This is a genomic window from uncultured Ferrovibrio sp., assembly GCF_937960835.1.
Taxonomy (GTDB): Bacteria; Pseudomonadota; Alphaproteobacteria; order Ferrovibrionales; family Ferrovibrionaceae; genus Ferrovibrio.
Genome location: NZ_CALGPC010000008.1, coordinates 36,778 through 52,633 on the forward strand (window position 1 = coordinate 36,778; position 15,856 = coordinate 52,633).

General features: G+C 61.6%; 19 protein-coding genes. 6 read left to right on the forward strand and 13 right to left on the reverse strand.

Annotation, left to right across the window (positions count from 1 at the left end):
• Window positions 1-10 precede the first annotated feature (10 nt).
• The 3 genes from Q0603_RS08065 to Q0603_RS08075 all read left to right on the forward strand — a co-directional run bounded on the left by Q0603_RS08065 (window position 11) and on the right by Q0603_RS08075 (window position 4,177).
• Window positions 11-3,037: a hybrid sensor histidine kinase/response regulator gene (locus Q0603_RS08065; protein ID WP_298724428.1), complete on the forward strand. Its 3,027-nt coding sequence runs from the start codon at window positions 11-13 to the stop codon at window positions 3,035-3,037.
• Between the two features lie 28 nt (window positions 3,038-3,065).
• Window positions 3,066-3,485: a response regulator gene (locus Q0603_RS08070; RefSeq protein WP_298724429.1), complete on the forward strand. Its 420-nt coding sequence runs from the start codon at window positions 3,066-3,068 to the stop codon at window positions 3,483-3,485.
• 155 nt (window positions 3,486-3,640) lie between these two features.
• Window positions 3,641-4,177, forward strand: coding sequence for a PAS domain-containing protein (locus Q0603_RS08075; RefSeq protein WP_298724431.1), 537 nt, complete (start codon window positions 3,641-3,643; stop codon window positions 4,175-4,177).
• Between the two features lie 9 nt (window positions 4,178-4,186).
• Here the strand turns inward: Q0603_RS08075 and Q0603_RS08080 are convergent, their stop codons facing one another.
• A complete protein-coding gene (locus Q0603_RS08080) occupies window positions 4,187-4,564 on the reverse strand; it encodes a helix-turn-helix domain-containing protein (protein WP_298724433.1) in 378 nt (125 codons plus the stop codon).
• 170 nt (window positions 4,565-4,734) lie between these two features.
• On the opposite strand from Q0603_RS08080, the gene Q0603_RS08085 reads away from it, so the two are divergent.
• On the forward strand, window positions 4,735-5,319 hold the full coding sequence (locus Q0603_RS08085; RefSeq protein ID WP_298724435.1) for a flavodoxin family protein: 585 nt from the start codon (window positions 4,735-4,737) through the stop codon (window positions 5,317-5,319).
• 305 nt (window positions 5,320-5,624) lie between these two features.
• A complete protein-coding gene (locus tag Q0603_RS08090) occupies window positions 5,625-6,314 on the forward strand; it encodes a phosphoribosyltransferase (protein ID WP_298724437.1) in 690 nt (229 codons plus the stop codon).
• Window positions 6,315-6,321: 7 nt separating this feature from the next.
• On the opposite strand, the gene Q0603_RS08095 is transcribed toward Q0603_RS08090, so the two are convergent.
• The 3 genes from Q0603_RS08095 to Q0603_RS08105 form a co-directional block, all read right to left on the reverse strand.
• A complete protein-coding gene (locus Q0603_RS08095; protein ID WP_298724438.1) occupies window positions 6,322-7,146 on the reverse strand; it encodes an IS1 family transposase in 825 nt (274 codons plus the stop codon).
• A 320-nt stretch (window positions 7,147-7,466) separates the two neighbouring features.
• On the reverse strand, window positions 7,467-8,240 hold the full coding sequence (locus Q0603_RS08100) for a hypothetical protein (protein WP_298724440.1): 774 nt from the start codon (window positions 8,238-8,240) through the stop codon (window positions 7,467-7,469).
• 89 nt (window positions 8,241-8,329) lie between these two features.
• Window positions 8,330-8,629, reverse strand: a complete 300-nt coding sequence (locus tag Q0603_RS08105; protein ID WP_298724442.1) for a hypothetical protein — start codon at window positions 8,627-8,629, stop codon at window positions 8,330-8,332.
• Between the two features lie 63 nt (window positions 8,630-8,692).
• On the opposite strand from Q0603_RS08105, the gene Q0603_RS08110 reads away from it, so the two are divergent.
• The gene (locus Q0603_RS08110; RefSeq protein ID WP_298724444.1) at window positions 8,693-9,127 is read left to right on the forward strand and encodes an NUDIX domain-containing protein; all 435 of its coding nucleotides are present in this window, start codon (window positions 8,693-8,695) and stop codon (window positions 9,125-9,127) included.
• Here Q0603_RS08110 and Q0603_RS08115 read toward each other — a convergent pair whose 3' ends face one another.
• The 9 genes from Q0603_RS08115 to purS form a co-directional block, all read right to left on the reverse strand.
• Entirely contained in the window at window positions 9,128-9,742 is a 615-nt protein-coding gene (locus Q0603_RS08115; protein WP_298724446.1) for a VOC family protein, read from the reverse strand.
• A 39-nt stretch (window positions 9,743-9,781) separates the two neighbouring features.
• The gene (locus Q0603_RS08120) at window positions 9,782-10,681 is read right to left on the reverse strand and encodes a carbon-nitrogen hydrolase family protein (protein WP_298724448.1); all 900 of its coding nucleotides are present in this window, start codon (window positions 10,679-10,681) and stop codon (window positions 9,782-9,784) included.
• On the reverse strand, window positions 10,678-11,280 hold the full coding sequence (locus tag Q0603_RS08125) for a GNAT family N-acetyltransferase (protein WP_298724450.1): 603 nt from the start codon (window positions 11,278-11,280) through the stop codon (window positions 10,678-10,680). Before Q0603_RS08125 ends, Q0603_RS08120 begins: the two co-directional genes overlap by 4 nt.
• On the reverse strand, window positions 11,277-11,687 hold the full coding sequence (locus tag Q0603_RS08130) for a ketosteroid isomerase-related protein (protein ID WP_298724452.1): 411 nt from the start codon (window positions 11,685-11,687) through the stop codon (window positions 11,277-11,279). Before Q0603_RS08130 ends, Q0603_RS08125 begins: the two co-directional genes overlap by 4 nt.
• A gap of 231 nt (window positions 11,688-11,918) precedes the next feature.
• Entirely contained in the window at window positions 11,919-12,260 is a 342-nt protein-coding gene (gene grxD / locus Q0603_RS08135) for a Grx4 family monothiol glutaredoxin (protein WP_298724454.1), read from the reverse strand.
• Between the two features lie 24 nt (window positions 12,261-12,284).
• Complete coding sequence (locus Q0603_RS08140) at window positions 12,285-12,515, reverse strand: BolA family transcriptional regulator (RefSeq protein WP_298724455.1); 231 nt, start codon at window positions 12,513-12,515, stop codon at window positions 12,285-12,287.
• A gap of 68 nt (window positions 12,516-12,583) precedes the next feature.
• Window positions 12,584-14,740, reverse strand: coding sequence for a phosphoribosylformylglycinamidine synthase subunit PurL (gene purL / locus Q0603_RS08145; protein WP_298724523.1), 2,157 nt, complete (start codon window positions 14,738-14,740; stop codon window positions 12,584-12,586).
• Window positions 14,741-14,781: 41 nt separating this feature from the next.
• Window positions 14,782-15,477 carry a phosphoribosylformylglycinamidine synthase subunit PurQ gene (gene purQ, locus Q0603_RS08150; RefSeq protein WP_298724456.1) on the reverse strand — a complete coding sequence of 232 codons (696 nt, stop codon included), beginning with the start codon at window positions 15,475-15,477 and terminating at the stop codon, window positions 14,782-14,784.
• Window positions 15,478-15,586: 109 nt separating this feature from the next.
• Complete coding sequence (gene purS, locus Q0603_RS08155) at window positions 15,587-15,841, reverse strand: phosphoribosylformylglycinamidine synthase subunit PurS (protein WP_298724457.1); 255 nt, start codon at window positions 15,839-15,841, stop codon at window positions 15,587-15,589.
• Between the last annotated feature and the right edge of the window lie 15 nt (window positions 15,842-15,856).

Here is a 15,856-nt window from a genome sequence, read left to right on the forward strand (position 1 = left end):
CGTCTTGCGCATGCGGACCTCCACCGTCGAGTGGAACGCCAATCCGCGGGCTCTGGCCATTCAGTTTGCCGTAGTGGCCTGCATCTGCGCCCTGGCCATCGGCATCATCGCCTATCTCTACAACAGGGAACGCGACAGCCTGCTGCAGGAGGGACTGGGCGCGGCGCAAGGGCATGTCGCCCGCATCAATCAGCAGATCGAGCGCCGTTTCGACTCCCTGCTGATCGCCGGCACGATGCTGCGCGACGTCGCGCGCCAGCTGCATGACAAGGACGATCTGACGGCGCTGTTCATTCCGGTCGCCAGCGCGTTGCTGGAGCGCACACCGATGGTGAGCCGGATCTATATCGGCTATCCGGACGGCTCCTACCATGGCGCGGAAGCAACCGCCGGCACGGTCAGCATCGCCGCAGCAGGCCAGGAGGATTTCCGCCAGCAGGCCTGGTTCCGCCAGGCCACCGAACGCCGCGATCCGATCTGGATTCCGCCGCACGTGATCCGCAGCGATGCCGAGCCGCAGATCACCTATGCCGTGCCGCTGCTCGATCAGACCGGCCAGGTGAAGGCCGTGGTCGGCCTCGATATCGGGCTTGGCACCGTGTCGCATCTTTTGCAGCCGGAAATCGAGCGGTTTCGCGGCAAGGTCTTCATCGCCGACCGCAATGGCGAAGTGCTGTGGCATCCCGCGCTGGAAGCACGGCTGAAACCGGGCACCGCTCCCCTGCAGGTGGACGATCTCGGCGATGACGACGCGCTGGCGATGTATGCCGAGCTGGGCGACGCCATGCCGGCCCGCGGCATTGCGCGGCAGCGCGGCGGCCTGCTGATTGCCGCCACCAGCGGCGCGATCAGCCAGGCCTGGCCGTTCAGCGCCTATGTCGGCCTGCCCGAGACCGTGGTGGTGGCGCCGGCCAACACGCATCTGCAGAACAATCTCGTCATCGCCTTCATGGTCACGCTCGCGCTGATCGTCGGCGTGATCTACACCGCGCGGCTGCGCAGCGAAGTCGCCGCCCGCCGCGAAACCGAAGCCGAACTGCGCGTCGCCCGCGATCTGGCCGAGGCCGCGACCGAAGCCAAGTCGACCTTCCTCGCCACCATGAGCCACGAGATCCGCACGCCGATGAATGGCGTGATGTCGATGGCCGAGATGCTGGAACTGACGCCGCTGGATGCCGATCAGCATCGCATGGCGAAGGTGATCCGCGATTCCACCGAAGCCCTGCTGACGGTGATCAACGATATCCTCGATTTCTCCAAGATCGAAGCAGGCAAGCTCGATATCGAGCGGGTGCCGTTCAACCTGACCGATCTGGTCGGCGGCGTCGGCGAGTTGCTGGCGCCGAAAGCCGACAACAGCGGCCTGGAATTCATCCTCGATATCGATCCCTCGATCCCCGAGCAGCGCATCGGCGATCCGACGCGCATCCGCCAGATCCTGCTGAACCTCGGCAGCAATGCGGTGAAGTTCACCGAGAAGGGCCAGGTGACCATCCGCGTGCGCAGCATAGAAAATGGCCTGCGCTTCGAGGTCGAGGATACCGGCATCGGCCTGACGCCCGAGCAGCTCGACAAGCTGTTCCAGCCCTTTGTGCAGGCGGACTCCTCCACCGCGCGCAAGTTCGGCGGCACCGGCCTTGGCCTGTCGATCTGCCGCCGCCTGTGCGAGATGATGGATGGCCGCATCGACGCCTCCAGCGTGCCGGGCAAGAGCACCGTCTTCTGGTTCGAGCTGCCCCTGCCGCCGGCCGAAGAAAACCCGCAGGCGCCGCAGCCTGCCGATCCGATCAGCCGCGCCCGCGTTCTGCTGCTTGGCCTGCCGGCGGCGCAGGCAGAGGTCGCGCGGCGCTATTTCTTTGCCGGCGGCGTCGAAGATGTCACTGTCGCAGCCAGCCATGCTGCGGCCGAGGCGCTGAAGAGCAGGGATTTCGATCTGGTGCTGGTCGATCCGCGCTGCCCCGATCTGCCGAGCCTGCGGCTGTCGCAGCAATTCGGCGAGAATGCCTGCTATGCCGTGATCGCACCGCGCAACCTGATCTCGACCCTCGATGCCGCCCAGCGCGCGCATTTCCGCATTGCACTGACCTATCCGATCCTGCGGCCGGTGCTGTGGCGCAGCGCCGCCGTCTCGCTGGGTCTGCTGCCCGCCACGCAGTTCCAGATTCAGAATGTCGAGCGCGAGGACATGGCCTTCGCGCCGCCGCCGCTGGAAGAAGCGCGCGCGGCTGGCGCCGCAATTCTGGTGGCCGAGGACAACCTGACCAACCAGACCGTCATCGCGCAGATGCTGTCGCGGCTTGGCTATGCCTGCGAGATCGCCGAGAACGGCACGGCTGCGCTGGCATTGTATAAGGCGGCGCAGGAAAGCGGGCAGCAATACGGCCTGCTGCTGACCGACTTCCACATGCCCGAGATGGACGGCTTCGAGCTGACCCATCGCATCCGCGAGCTCGAAGCCGCTTCGGGCACGGGGGCGCGGATACCGATCATCGCGCTGACCGCCGATGCGCTGACCGGCATTCGGCAGCGCTGCCTCGATGCCGGCATGGACGAGTATCTCACCAAGCCGATCAATTCGCGGCATCTGGGAGAGACGCTGGCGCATTTCCTGCCGCAGGCTTTGCCGCTGCGCCGGCCGGCCAACAGCAACCGCGGCGCGGTGCAGCCCGCAGCGCCAGGCCCGGCGCCGAGCTGGGATACCGACATTTTCGATCCGCAGGTGCTGCGCGACAGCTTCGGCAGCTTCGATCAGAAGGTGAAGGAACTGCTGCAGGATTTCATCGCCGACACGGCCGAGAAGATCAAGGCCATCGAGCAGGCGGCCGGCATTCCCGATATCGCCGGTACGCGCCGCACCGCGCATGCGCTGAAGGGCGCGGCGCGCTCGATCGGCGCCAACCGGCTGGGGCAGGTGGCCGCCGATCTTCAGGATGCCTGCGACGCCCAGGATGCCGACATGGTCAAGATCATGGCCCGGCTGCTGGCGCCGACCTACGAAGAATTGCGCGGCCTGATGCCGGCGATCCTTGCGAGCTGAATGAAGGACTAAAGACGGAGTACGCGTTTTGGCCAATCAGGATAAGAAACTCGTTTACGAAAAAGTCCGCATCTTGGTGATCGAGGACGAGCGCCACACGCGACAGATCGTGTGCGGCATGCTGCGCCAGCTCGGCTTCGAGAAGGTCGACGAAGCCGCCGATGGCGAAGCGGGATTCAACGAGCTGTTGCGCACCCGGCCCTCCGTCGTGCTGTGCGACATTCATATGGAACCGATGGGAGGCCTCGATTTCCTGGCCAAGCTGCGCGCCCTGGCCAATCCCTCGATTGCCGAGACCCCGGTCATCTTCCTGACCGCCGACCATCATCAGGAAACCGTGCTGGAGGCCAAGAAAACCGGCGCGGATGCCTATCTGGCCAAGCCGGTCTCGCCCGCCATGCTGCAGCAGCGGCTGGACGTCATCCTGCGGAAACTGGGCTTCCTGTAACCGGCGCTGTCCGGAGGAGTTGATCCGGGATGCAACTCAGCAGTGAAACAGCGGCGCCATACTTACCAAATCATCACTTTAGGTGATCGAATCTTAAGTACCGGTCTTCTTCTCGCTCCGCTACCAAGGCGGCCTGCCGAGGGGAAAGAGTCGGAATGGCAAGAGAAGAGAGACTGGCGGCCCGCTTCGCCACGGAGCTGGAGCTGGATCACAAGCTGCTGCGGGATGCGCTGCGGCTGTGGGACTCCAAGCGCAGCGATGGCACGCCGCCCAGCCGGGCCGCCTTTGCCGCCGCCGAACTGAAGCCCTTCCTGCCCAATCTGATGATCGTCGAATACGAAACGGAAAGCGGCCGTTACCGCTTCCGCCTGATCGGCACGGCGATCACCGAAACCTTCAAGCGCGACGCCACCGGCCAGTATCTGGACGAAATCTATGCCGGCCACAAACTGCAGAGCCTGCGCGAAGGCTTCGATGCCGCCCGGCTGACCCGCTATCCGAAGGCGTTGTTCGGCACGCTGCGCTCGCCGCGCCGCGCCAGCCTGTCGGTGGAAGGCCTGCTGATGCCGCTGGACGTCGCAGCGGGGCAGAATCCGCAGATGCTGATCGCGATCTATTTCCGCTATGCCGAGGATGTCGCCTATAGCGATGTCGAGTTCAACTGGGCGGCGGTCAATCCGGCCTCGGCGTAAGCCTCCTTACTATTCCGCGGCCTTGGCTTCTTCGAAGCGGCCCTGTTCATCCTCCGCCTGCCAGCGCAGCGCGATATCCTTCAGCGCATCCAGCATCGGGCTGAGTTCGGCGCCGCGCGGCGCCAGGCTGTAGGTCACCTGCGGCGGGATGGTGGCGACATAGTCGCGATGCACCAGGCGCGCTTCCTCCAGCATGCGCAGACGCTCGGTGAGGACTTTTGCCGAAATACCGCCGACCTCGCGCTTCAGCTCGCCGAAGCGGCGCGGCCCCTGCGTGCGCAGAACATAAAGGATGTAGGTCGTCCACGGCCCCATCAGCAAACGCAGCACGGCGTCCACGGGGCAGCCGTTCTTTCCCTCGGACGTTTGACAGAGCGAACTGGCCATTCGGTTTCTCCCAGAAGCGCGATCGTGACGACCGTCACTTAGTTACTTAAAGGTATCTACTTTACCCGCGAAATCAATACCCCATAATGGTGATTACCTGAAGTAACGAGATTGCTTTAGGTAATTGCACTGCCTCAACTGTAAAACCTTCATTCGGATAGGAAAAAACCATGACCAACGTCGCCGTCGTCTATCACAGCGGTTACGGCCATACCGAAAGACAGGCCCAGGCGGTCGCCGAGGGCGTCCGCGATGTGGCCGGGGCCAAGGCTGTTCTGATCCCGGTCGCCGAAGCCGTGGACCGGGTCGAGGAGCTGAACGCCGCCGACGCCATCGTCTTCGGCTCACCGACCTATATGGGCAGCGTGTCCGGCCCCTTCAAAACCTGGATGGACACGACCTCGAAGGTCTGGGGCAAGTGGAACGGCAAGCTGGCCGCCGGCTTCACCAATTCGGCCTCGCAATCGGGCGACAAGCTGAACACGCTGCAGCAGATTTCGATCTTCGCCGCGCAGCATGGCATGATCTGGGTCAGCCTCGGCCTGATGCCCGGCAACAACAATTCCAAGGGCAGCGTGAACGACCTCAACCGGCTGGGCAGCTTCCTGGGCGCGATGGCGCAATCCAACGCCGATCAGGGCCCGGAGCATGGTCCGATCCCCAGCGACCTGGAAACGGCGAAGCATCTGGGCAAGCGCGTTGCGACCTTCGCCAAGCAGTTCGCGAATGCCAAGCGCGAGCTTGAGGCGGCTTAAACAAACGCCATCCGCATGCTAAAGCCTCCGGTCCCACGCAGCGAAGCACGGGACCGGAGGGTAGTGTCTCAGTTTGAATTTAGGAAGATGTTCTACAAGTCAGGGGCGGAAAGCTCTTTTCTACGATACCACTGCTGGCATAAGGTCGCGGGGTGGGGGAAATTCGATTTCCATATGCGCCAAGAACACCGTGGCCGGATGACTATCCGCCGGTAGTGGCCCATGCACCTTATCAGAGGCTTGTCCACCACGATGCTTACGAGGCCGCTAAGCGCGGTTCGAGCTCAGAATCAGCCCTCCGGCTTGTGTACGATCTGGTAACCGACCAAGCTATTGATAAAATTAGAAAAATCATCAAGAACGGACAGCCACGCATAGTTGCGGTTCATGCACAAGAATCGCAGGGCAAGAACAAGATACCAATGGCTTATGCGGAAGTTTTGGCAGCGATTTTAAAGACTTACACCGACCCAGGAATAGTGCAATCTGTTGTCGCAGACCATACCAATGCCGCGTCATTTTACCACAGGATGGTCTCGCCACCGACTTTTGATGGCTATGTAGAGTCTGGTGCTGAGTATTTCATTGTAGATGACACATGCACCGCAGGTGGAACGTTGGCAAACTTGCGGGGTTACATTGAGTCTAGAGGTGGAATTGTGGTCGGAATATCGACATTAGCACTTCCGACACCAAATCTTGAGTACGATATTTCGCTTGCGCAGCATACATTAGCGCGGCTTAAATACCGGCATCCAGAGTTGGACAATCTCTGCAGGCAGGAGTTCAACCATGGAATTGAATGTCTCACGGAAGGCGAAGCGGGCCACTTCTATGCAGCCCCGTCCACTGACACAATCCGAAATCGTCTCGCTGAGGCAAGACGCGATCTCAACATCAGCAGAAATGAAGAAGCTGATGCTGGAACGCCATGCCCAACAGAAGAAGACTATACGGGCGCTAGTCACGCCTCCGAAATATCAAATGGCGGCTGAATAATTTTTATTCGACCAGCGCCGCAATCTCTTCAAGTGTCCAAACGTGATCTGCGACGCCTGCCTGCATGGCAGGTGTGACGCGCAGGCTCTTATGGATGCGCCCGAAATTGTAAAACATAAAATGCAGTGCAATCGCGTGGCCGTGGTTCTCGACCTTCTTTGAGAATGCATTGGTCAGGCGCGTGAACCGGCGCATGGACATACGCATGGTCAGGTTCTGCCGCTCGGAAATGGTGGTGCTGACGTGCTGCATATCCGGCGCGCCTTCAACAGCGTGGCGCTTTGCACCAGTACAACGCGGCGGGCTATAGCGGCGCTGGCCTTCAATGGTCTGCGTGTACGACTTCACAAGCTGGCCGTAATCCACATCACCCTTAAACACGATATCAACCGCGCCCGCGTAGGCCGTATGGCCGTCGCTGGTAAGCTGGATGCTGTCAGCCATGCGGCTATGCAGATCCGTAAGAAACTCGATAGCGGCTTCCTGCGTGCGATCTGAGACCAGCCAGGACGGCACCAGCTTGGTTTCCGGGTCAATGGCGGTCCACGTCCACACGTCGCCGGAACCGATAGGGGCGGCCTTTGCAGACGGCAGGCTGCGCTGCTTCGCGTAGACGAAGCTCCAAATTTCATCGACCTGAATACTCTTGCAGGTGAGGCTGCGGAAAGCTTCGTCCTGATAGCGAGCGCAGGCCGCGCCCACGTCCACCAGCAGCTTCGTCACCGTATTGATCGACACGTCAGCCAGTCGGGACGTGGCACGGAGGCTGTTGCCTTCAATGAGGAGGCCGAGGATTTGGGCACGCTTCCTGATGTCCAGCCTGTTCATACTGAACAATATGCTTGAGCGGTTTTGCATTGTCAATACGAATTTGCGTAATACGCAAACGAATGCAAAATCCCATGCGAAGAGAAAAGAATTGTAAGCGAAATCAATAATTTGATAGGGTCGTGGCCATGGACAGGTAGTCACCCTGTCCATGGCCACGGAAGCCCTTACTTATAATGTACGGGCCATACGCCACATGGCCTTCCTCCTAGCGGGGCCTAGCCCCCGTTGGATGGTTCTGCGGATTGACCAAATCCGCACTCGACAAACGGGATCGGCTAGAGATACTCGCAACGTCCTCCTAGCCGGTCCCAATTTCGTTATCCGTCCTTTTTCTGCTGCGCCGCGATAACCTGCGCTATGCCGCTGAAAAACGAGGCAATGCGATCCGCGGGCCAAGTCGAAATCTGCGCCATATCTACGCTGACGCTGATCTGGAAATTTATGGCGCCCGCTTTCATTGCGTCAGCCATGCTTGCGGGAGGCGGCGATTGGGCAGGCTGTGCAGGTGCCTGCAAAACTTGGGGACGCTCGGGTTCCGCTGGGCCAGTGGGTGCTGCATGAATGGCAACCAACGCGCCATTTTCGCGGCGAATAAGACCTCCGGCTTCCATGTAATCAATGATGAGCCGCAAAGACAGTTTAGCATCCGGCCCGGCGTTGCACGCAGAAGCGAGGTGCTCAATTGCCTCGTCCTCAGGCATGGCCCGGAAGGACAAGCGATGCATAAGAACCTGGGCGAACCAAGTTTCACGTAGCAGCGGCGCTAGCTTTTGCGCGGCGGTTTCCGGGTTCCAGGAATATGCTCGGTTAAATTCCAGCACCGCAGGGTGGGGGATATAGCCGTTCCCCTGCTTCTCGATGAAGCCGTTATCCAAGAAAAATGGGTTCATCGACGAGACGTTGCTCTCGTGCATTTTTATGGTTTCGCCAACCTTCGGATAGCGCACCGGCAACGAGCCATTGCTGCTAAGAAGCGCATAGGCTCGAAGGGCGTCCATTTGTTTGCTGAAACCGGCGCGAGTAGTGGGCAGCTTTCTAGTCGGCTGCGGGCCTCGCGCTTCCGCCATGGCCGAAGCTGTATTGTCGCTCATTTTTCGTCCTCAGTGACACTCGCAGACCGATATTTACCCGGGCCTACGCGAAAGCGTCAATGAGGATTCCGCTTTTTGCGCGAAGAAAATTAATTCTTCTTCACAATCAATTGCTTAGACCAGCGTTTCTTTGCAGCCAATTTGGCTACTTCCTTGCGCCGCTCCGGGGTCATTGCCTCGGATCGTGCTTTGCCACCTTTCAAGCCACCGAGTCTGCCTAACGCCACAGCAGCTGGGTTCTTGCCATTCGCGGGGCTGCCCGGCGTTTCGCCGGCCTCACCTGTAGCCAAGTCAGTAATGAGCTTGGCAAGCTGGTTTGGGTCGCGGGGTCTTTTCGGGGTCTTAGCCATACCGGCTAATATATAGCGGTTCCGGCTAAGATGCATCACCGGTCAAGCATCCCATTGATAAGCAATGGCTTCAAACTGAGACACTACCGACCGGAGCGCAGCATGACTGAGCCTTCTTCTGTTAATCCGTATCCCAAAGTCGGCATCGGCGTGATGATCCGACGCGGCGACAGGATCCTGCTGGGCCGGCGCCGCAACAGCCATGGCGATGGCAGCTATTCCTGGTGCGGCGGCCATCTGGAATATGGCGAAAGCTTCGAGGAATGCGCGATCCGCGAAGTGCGCGAGGAAAGTGGCCTGATCGTGCGGCGCCTGAGCTTCCTCTGCCTGCACAACATTCTCGCCTATGACCGGCATTACGTGGACATCCAGTTCATTGCCGACGAAGTCGAGCCCGGCGAGCCGCAGGTGCTGGAGCCGCACAAGATCGCGGAATGGGGCTGGTACAGCCTCGATGCACTGCCGCAGCCGCTTTTCAAGCCGGTGGAACTCGCGCTGGCGGCGTGGAAAGCCGGGCGGCATTACACGCCGCCCTGATCATACCTTCTGCTTCGCCTGCCATTCGGCTTTGCGGCGCTCCATCTCCTCGGGCGACAGCACCTTCTGGAAGGTGGCAAGATACCAGTTGTTGCCGCACATATCCTGCACACCCGCGCCGCGCTCGCCGTAATACATATCGGCCGGCTCAAACAGCGACTTCGCGCCGGCCGCCAGGGCCCGGCAATAGGTAGCGTCCACATCGGGCACATAGATATGGATCGCGCCCGGCATCGGCCCCCATTGTTCGGTCGCATCCGACAGCTCCACCACGCCTTCGGCAATCCGCACCGCCGCATGGGTGATGCGGCCATTGTCGCGGACATCGTCGATCACCTCGGCATCGAAGACCGTTTTCAGGAAATCCAGCAGGCGATCCGCGCCGGAGACGGTGAGATAGGGGCTGAGGCTGTTGTAGCGGGGCGGAATATGTCTGGCGGTCATCGGTTCTCCTCCTTTTGCCGCCAACTCGTCGCGCAGGCTGATGACGATCTGCACCGTGCCGCTGGGCAGCACACGTTCCTGCTTATGCGCGGCCTTACCGCCTTCATAGGACCAGAAGCAGTCCACGAAGGCATCGAGCGGCGGACTGCGCCGGCAGTGATGGAAAAACATCGCCCGGCATCAAAGCGCAGGCGATGAGGCGGCTCAAGCTCAAAGCTTGATGGCGGTGACTTCGAGCGAAGGCTTGTCCTGCCCGTCCCAGTCCTTGCGGGTAAAGACTTCGGTTTCTTCGCGTGCTGCTTTCAAAGCGGCAAAATCAAGCTCCGCATGAATCCAGCCCGGCTGGCTCAGTTCGCCGCGCGCGATCACGCCATCATCGGGGAAACCGCGATCCGGCGTCGCCAGGATGCTGGCCCAGCCGACATTCACATCCACCGCCAGCGACCATTCCGCCAGGCCCACGGTGGGCGAGACGGCGACATAGACCTGGTTTTCCAGGGCGCGGGCGCGGGCGCCAACCTGCACGCGGTTGGCGCCCGCCATCGTATCCGTGCAGCTTGGCGCCAGGATCAGATCGGCGCCGGCCGCCGACATGGCATGGGCGATCAGCGGGAATTCGATGTCGTAGCAGATCGCGATGCCGATGCGGACATTGCCGGTCTTGCCCGCAATGTCGAACACCTTCAGCTCGTCGCCGCCATAAATGCCCCAGACTTCGCGCTCGAAGCGCGTCATCTGGCGCTTCTCCTGAAAGCCGATGGCGCCATTGGGGCTGAGCAGATAGGCGCGGTTGCGCACCTGATTGCCGACCGCGACCGGCAGGCTGGGTGCGACGATATGCACGTCATGACGCTTGGCCAGCTCGGCGAAGGTGGCGACGAAATCCTGGTGATAATCCTGTAGCGCCGAAATCTGCGCCGTAAGATCGCGCTGCAGCGCTTCGGGCAGCATGGAGGCAAGCTCCATCGCGCCGTATTCGGGAAACAGCAAAAGCTCCGCACCCTGGCCCGCCGCGCCAGCCACCCAGTCGGCAACATGGGCATGCCAGGCAGCGAAGCTGTCGAAGCGGCCGATCGGATATTGCGCGCTGGCAATGCGCAGGCTGCTCAAGACTGCAACTCCTTCATCCAATAGACCATCGGCTTGGCGGTTTCTTTTGTCTCGCCGATATCCTGCCAGGTAAAGGTCGAAACCAGATCCGGCCGCTTGCGATAGCCGCGCCTGGTCCAGAAATCATCGAGCGGCTGGTAATCCTTCGGCTTCAGCGGATGATCGTCCGGCCGCTGCACCGCGCAGAAGCAGCAGACCGGATAGCCGAAGCCTTTCGCGGCCGCTTCGCGCTCGGTGAAGAACGTCACGCCGATGCCATGGCCGCGATATTGCGGCAGCAGTACGGACTCGCCGAAATAGAAGATCTTCGAAATATCCATACCGGCCTGGCGGAACGGCGCCTGGACGAAATCGGCCTCTTCCTCCAGCGCCAGCGCCGTGGAAGCGCCGACGATGGTTTCGCCGTCCATCGCGACCACGATGGTGCCGGTGCGGGCCGCGGCATAGCGCGCCAGATAATGGCGCTCGTAATCCAGCGAGCCTTCATAGAGGTAAGGCCAGGCACGGAAAACCTCGATACGCAGCCGTGCCAGATCGTCCAGCCGTGCCCGCATCTCGTCGCCGGTGAAGCGGGCGACGCGGAGGGCCGTCCCGGTCATCCGCTGACCTGCTTCAGCCAGTCGTTCAGATTGTAGTTGTTGGAAATCCGCGCCACCTTTCCGTCGCGGATCTCGAAGAAGGCTCCGGCCGGCAGGGTGTAGCGCTGGCCTTCCGCCGGCGGCAGTCCTTCGTCGGTTTCCAGATAGACGCCAAGCACGGTGAATTCGGCGGCGGCGCGGCTGCCGTCTTCATTGGTCATGACGAAGATGTCAACAATCTTCTCCTCATAGGAGCGGTTCATGCGCTCCAGAAAGGCGCGGAACTTCTCCTTGCCGATCTCGCGGCCACCCTGATTGATGTCGTGCACCACATCGTCGGTGAGCAGGCTGAGAAAGCCCTCGATATCCTTGCGGTTGAAGGCATCGTAATAGGCATGGATCAGCTTTTCGGCAGCGGTGTGCGGCATGGCGGCCCTCGGCAGTCAACGACAGTCAATCAATGACAGGCAATCAATGACAGGGGAGACTTACTTCAGCCATGCCCTGCAACTCAACCCAATTTCTCCGGCTTATTTCACGACTTAATGCATCGGGCATCAGAAATCGGGCATCAGAAACAGACATGCCGCTGCCGGTGAAGGCAGCGGCATATCGATGACAGATTCAAAGCAGTATCCGGCAATGACGCCGTCCACCCATCAGGCTTCCTGATAGGCGATACCCTTCTGCTTGAGATAATCCTGCAGCTCGCCGGAGGTGTACATCTCGCGCACGATGTCGCAGCCGCCGACAAACTCGCCCTTCACGTAAAGCTGCGGGAAGGTCGGCCAGTCGGAGAATTCCTTCAGATAGGTGCGCAGGGCGGGGTCGGCGAGAATGTCGATGCCCTTGAACTTCACGCCAAGGCGCGACAGCACCTGCACCACCGTTGCCGAGAAGCCGCATTGCGGGAAAACCGGCGTGCCCTTCATGAACAGCACGATGTCGGAGCTGGCCAGCTCCTCGCGGATACGTTCGAATGTCTGTTCCTTCTCGCTCATGGCGATCGGTCCTCTGGTCGGAGTTTAAGGAGTTTGCGTGGTCAGGGACAGGGCATGCAGCTGGCCGCCCATGCGCCCTTTGAGCGCGGCATAGACCATCTGGTGCTGCTGCACCCGGGTCTTGCCCGCGAACGCCGCCGAGATCACGGTGGCGGCGTAATGATCACCGTCGCCGCGCAGATCGTCGATGCGGACCTGCGCATCCGGCAGGGCTTCCTTGATCATCTTCTCGATTTCGGTGGCATCCATTGCCATCGGTGTTAATCCCTCGTCAGCGAGCCGTCTTTGTCTTTTCGCAAGTTGTCTTGTCGCCAGTCGTGGCCTTAGAGCTCTCCGGCCATGTAGCGCGGCAGCCAGTCTTCATGGGCCTGGCGCAACGCCTGGACCGATATGGTGCCCTGGCCGGCAAAGGTCAACGCATCGCCGCCGGTCAGGCCGAGCCTGACCACCGGGGCGCCGGCGGCTTCGGCGGCGGCCAGAACGGCTTCCGCCTTGTCGGAGGGGCAGGTGACGACATAGCGCGCCTGATCCTCGCCAAAAGCGATCTCGAAGGCATCGCCCGGCGGCAGCGTGACCTCGGCGCCCATGCCGCCCGCCATGGCCATTTCCGCCAAGGCGACGGCGAGGCCGCCATCGGAGCAGTCATGCACGGCCGATACCATGCCCTTCTGGATCAGCATGCGCACGGCATCGCCATTGATGCGCTCGGCCTTGAGATCGACCGGCGGAGGCGGGCCGGCTTCCTGGCCGCAGATCTCGCGCAGGTAGATCGACTGGCCAAGATGGCCGCGGGTTTGGCCGATCAGCAGGATCGTCTCGCCCGGCAGCTTGAAGGCCAGCGTCGCCATCTGCGCGACATCGTCGAGCACGCCGACGCCGCCAATCGCCGGGGTCGGCAGGATGCCCTTGCCGTTGGTCTCGTTGTAGAGCGACACATTGCCCGAGACGACCGGGTAATCCAGCGCCAGGCAGGCTTCGCGGATGCCTTCGACCGCGCCGACGAACTGCCCCATAATGTCGGGGCGTTCGGGATTGCCGAAATTCATGTTGTCGGTGATCGCCAGCGGACGGGCGCCGACAGCGGTGAGGTTGCGCCAGGTTTCGGCCACCGCCTGCTTGCCGCCTTCGACCGGATCGGCGAAGCAGTAGCGCGGCGTGCAGTCGACCGTCATCGCCAGCGCCTTCTTCGGGTGATCCTCGACGCGCACCACGGCCGCATCGCCGCCGGGAACCTGCGCCGTATCGCCACGCACCAGATAGTCGTACTGCTCCCAGATCCAGCGGCGCGAGCACATGTCGGGGCTGCCGACGATCTTGAGCAGTGCCTCGGTGAGCGGCAGCGGATGATTGACCTTGCCGAGCGGCTTCTGCGGCGGGGTCTTCACCCAGGGACGGTCGTATTCGGGCGAAGCCTGCGCCAGCGGATCAATCGGCAGATCGCCGACCTTCTCGCCCTTGAAGCGCAGCACCATGCGGCCGGTATCGGTCAGATGGCCGATGACGGCGAAATCGAGCTCCCATTTGCGGAAGATGTCTTCCGCGAGCTTTTCGCTGCCGGGCTTGAGCACCATCAGCATGCGCTCCTGGCTTTCGGAGAGCATGAATTCGAACGGCGTCATGCCGGCTTCGCGGGCTGGCACCTTGTCGAGATCGATCTCGATGCCCATGCCGCCCTTCGACGCCATCTCAAAAGACGACGAGGTCAGGCCGGCCGCGCCCATATCCTGGATCGCGACGATGGCGTCGGTGGCCATCAGTTCCAGGCAGGCTTCGATCAGCAGCTTCTCGGTAAAGGGATCGCCGACCTGCACGGTGGGGCGCTTCTCTTCCGAGTCATCGGTAAACTCAGCCGAGGCCATGGTGGCGCCATGGATGCCGTCGCGTCCCGTCTTGGAGCCGACATAGACGACCGGATTGCCTAAGCCCGCGGCGGCCGAATAGAAGATCTTGTCTTTCTTCGCCAGACCAACGGTCATGGCGTTGACCAGGATGTTGCCGTTGTAGCTCGGGTGGAAATTCACCTCGCCGGCCACGGTCGGCACGCCGACGCAGTTGCCGTAGCCGCCGATGCCATGCACCACACCGGAGACCAGATGCCGGGTCTTCGGATGATCAGGCGAGCCGAAGCGCAGCGCATTCAGGTTGGCGACGGGACGCGCGCCCATGGTGAAGACGTCGCGCAGGATGCCGCCGACGCCGGTCGCCGCACCCTGATAGGGTTCGATGAAGGACGGATGGTTGTGGCTTTCCATCTTGAAGATGGCGGCCAGCCCGTCGCCGATATCGATCACGCCGGCATTCTCGCCCGGCCCCTGAATCACCCAGGGCGCCTTGGTCGGCAGGGTCTTGAGCCACTTCTTCGAGGATTTGTAGGAGCAATGCTCCGACCACATCACCGAGAAGATGCCAAGCTCGACCTGGTTGGGCTCGCGGCCCATGATCTCCAGAACGCGGTCGTATTCCTCGCGCGTCAGACCCATCAGGTCGTCGGGATATTTCACGGCTGATTTCTTGGCCTCGCTCACGCCAAACTCTCCGCAATCGATTCAAACAGGCCCATGCCGTCGGTGCCGCCGCAAAGCGGATCGGTGGCGTCTTCCGGATGCGGCATCAGGCCGAGCACCGTCTTCTTTTCGTTATAGACGCCGGCGATGTTGCGCACCGAGCCGTTCAGATTGGTCTCCGGCGCGACATTGCCGAGCGCATCGGCATAGCGGAAGGCGATGCGATCCTGATCTTCCAGCTTTTTCAGCGTGTCTTCGTCGGCGGTGTAGTTGCCGTCGTGATGCGCCACCGGCACGCGGATCGTCTGGCCCTTGCGGTATTTGCGGGTGAAGTCGCTTGCGGTCGTTTCGACGCGCAGGTTCACTTCCTTGCAGATGAATTTCAGGCTGGCATTGGTGATCAGCGTGCCGGGCAGCAGGCCGGCCTCGCAGGCGATCTGGAAGCCGTTGCATACCGCCAGCACGCGCACGCCCTGATCGGCGCGCTTCTTGACCTCGCGCATGATCGGCGAATGCGCCGCCATGGCGCCGCAGCGCAGATAGTCGCCGTAGGAAAATCCGCCGGGCAGCACGATCAGATCAATGCCGGGCGGCAGATCGGCATCGCCATGCCAGACATCGATCGGCGGCTTGCCGTTATTGGCCTTGGTCAGCGCAAGCCGCATGTCGCGCTCGCGGTTCGAACCGGGGAAGGTGATGAGGGCGGCTTTCATGGGAGCTGCTCCTTCGTCGCTCCCGCAACCGCGGGAGCCCAGGCGGCCACATCCAGCGCCTGGAATCTGGATGCCCGCTTGCGCGGGCACGACGATAAAAGTCGCATCGCTAGCCGACCAGCTCCACCGAGTAATTCTCGATCACGGTGTTGGCGAGCAGCTTCTGCGCCATTTCCTTCACGGCCGCTTCGATCTCGGCCTTGGGCTTGGCGGCCAGCGCGCCGGTCAGTTCCAGCTCGATCAGCTTGCCCTGGCGAACCTCGCCCACATCGGCGAAGCCGAGCGAATGCAGCGCCTGGCCGATCGCCTTGCCCTGCGGATCGAGGACGCCATTCTTCAGGCTGACATGAACGCGGGCTTTCATGGAGTGTACAATCCT